General features: G+C 69.1%; 1 protein-coding gene and 2 pseudogenes. All 3 read right to left on the bottom strand.

The features are described 5' to 3' along the window. Positions 1–350, bottom strand: a pseudogene (locus tag Q0116_RS10520) (3-isopropylmalate dehydratase small subunit); the annotation flags it as partial. Further along, positions 350–1,810, bottom strand: coding sequence for a 3-isopropylmalate dehydratase large subunit (gene leuC / locus Q0116_RS10525; RefSeq protein ID WP_297887817.1), 1,461 nt, complete (start codon positions 1,808–1,810; stop codon positions 350–352). The pseudogene Q0116_RS10520 and the gene leuC, both read right to left, overlap by 1 nt. 61 nt (positions 1,811–1,871) lie before the next feature. Beyond that, a pseudogene (locus Q0116_RS10530) lies at positions 1,872–2,346 on the bottom strand (ketol-acid reductoisomerase); the annotation flags it as partial.

Raw genomic sequence — 2,346 nt, forward strand, 5'->3', positions numbered from 1 at the left:
CAGTTGTCGCGGAAGATCTCGGCGTAGGACTCGCCGACGACGCCGTCGACGCCCCAGCGCATCATCGCCTGCGGCGCGTGCTCCCGGGAGGAGCCGCACCCGAAGTTGGAGTTGACGACCGCGATCGACGCGCCCTCGAATCGGTTGAGCGGGTGGTCGTTGAACTCGCCGTCGTCGTCCCGCCGGGCGTCGTAGAAGAGGTAGTCCGCCATGTTGTCGAACGTGACCTCCTTCATGAACTTCGCCGGCAGGATCTGGTCGGTGTCGACGTCGTCGCCGGGGATCGGCACGCCGGTCCCGGACACCTCGGTGATGTGCTGGTCCGCGCCCGGATCCGCGTCGGGGGCCATCAGTCGGCCACCTCCTCGACGCCGCCGGCGCCGCCGGTCGGCCCGTCGTCGAGGTACTCGCGCGCGTCGGCGACCTCGCCCTCGACGGCCGCGGCCGCGACCATCGCGGGGCTCATCAGGACGGTGCGGCCGTCCTTCGACCCCTGCCGCCCGATGAAGTTGCGGTTCGACGAGGAGGCGCAGACCTCGTCGCCCTCCAGGGCGTCGTCGTTCATGGCGAGACACATCGAGCAGCCGGCGCGGCGCCACTGGAAGCCGGCGTTGATGAAGACCTCGTCGATGCCGCGCTCCTCGCACTGCTGGCGCACGGTCTCGGAGCCGGGCACGGCCAGCGCGCGGACGTCCTCGTCGACCGTGTCGCCCTCCAGGATCTTCGCGGCCTCCTCGAAGTCGGAGAGGCGGCCGTTCGTACAGGTGCCGAGGAACGCCACGTCGACGTCGTAGCCGAGCATCGACTGGCCCGCCTCGATCTCCATGTGGTCGAGCGCCTGCTCGGCCGCCTCGCGGTCGGTCCGCGCCTCGAAGTCGTCCGGGTGCGGGACCGGCTCCGAGATCTCGATCACCTGTCCGGGGTTGATACCCCAGGTGACGAGCGGGTCGAGCCCGTCGGCGTCGACGGTGACCACGTCGTCGTACTCGGCGTCGTCGTCGGAGGCGACCGACTCCCAGTACGCCTTCCGCTCCTCGAACGCCTCGCCTTCGGGGACGTACTCGCGGCCCTTCAGGTACTCGTAGGTGGTCTCGTCGGGGTTGATGTAGCCGGCGCGGGCGCCGCCCTCGATAGACATGTTACAGACGGCGAGCCGCCCCTCCATGTCGAGCGCCTCGATCGCGGGGCCGCCGTACTCGTACACGTGGCCGACGCCGCCGTCGACGCCGAGGTCCTGGATCACTTTCAGGATCACGTCCTTCGCGTAGACGCCCTCGCCGAGTTCGCCCTCGACGTTGACTCGGCGGACCTTCTGTTTGTCCGCCGCGATACAGCCGGTCGCGAGCACGTCGCGGATCTGGCTCGTCCCGATGCCGACGCCGATGGAGCCGAACGCGCCGTGGGTCGCCGTGTGGCTGTCGCCGCACGCGACCGTCATCCCGGGCTGCGAGAGCCCCAGTTCGGGCGCGACGACGTGGGTGATCCCCTGCTTGCCGGACTCGAAGCCGAAGAACGTGATCCCGCTGTCGCTCACGTTGCGTTCGAGCGCGGAGAGCATCTCCTCGGCCTGGTCGTCGGCGAGGGGTCGCTCGCGCTTGTCGGCCTCGGTGGGCGCGATGTGGTCCGTCGTCGCGAACGTCTGGTCCGGGTACGCGACGTCGAGATCGCGCTCGCGCAACATGCCGAACGCCTGCGGACTCGTCACCTCGTGGACGAGGTGGAGCCCGATGAACAGCTGGTCCTGCCCGTTCGGGAGCTCCGTGACCTTGTGGCGGTCCCACACCTTGTCGTACAGCGTTCCCTCGCTCATCGGGAGTCACCTCCGACCGCCGCGGTGACGCCGGAAGGCGATCCGGGGCCCGCTACGCCCATCAGGCGGTCACCTCTGCCGACTCCTCCTCGTCGTCTTCGGCCGACTCCTCCCACGCGAACAGGCCGCGGAGCTCGTCGCCGACGGCCTCGATCTCGTGGTTCTTCTCGGCGGTCCGGAGCTGCGTGTAGGAGGGCCGTCCCGCCTGGTTCTCCGCGATCCACTCGCGGGCGAACTGTCCGTTCTGAACCTTCTCTAGGACCTCCTCCATGTTCTCGCGGGCGTGCTCGTCGACGACCACGTCGCCCTGCGTGAGCCCGCCGTACTCCGCGGTGTCGGAGACGGAGTCCCACATCTCGCCGAGCCCGCCCTCGTACATCAGGTCGACGATGAGCTTGAGCTCGTTGAGACACTCGAAGTACGCCATCTCCGGGGAGTAGCCGGCGTCGACGAGCGTCTCGTACCCCTGTTTCACGAGCGAGGTGACGCCGCCACAGAGGACGGCCTGCTCGCCGAACAGGTCGGTCTCGGTCTCC

This window comes from uncultured Halorubrum sp. (assembly GCF_937146585.1).
Taxonomy (GTDB): domain Archaea; phylum Halobacteriota; class Halobacteria; order Halobacteriales; family Haloferacaceae; genus Halorubrum; species Halorubrum miltondacostae.

What these genes read in the sequence shown, in the direction of transcription:
- leuC (WP_297887817.1), bottom strand. Translation starts at nt 1,810, where the DNA reads ATGAGCGAGGGAACGCTGTACGACAAGGTGTGGGACCGCCACAAGGTC.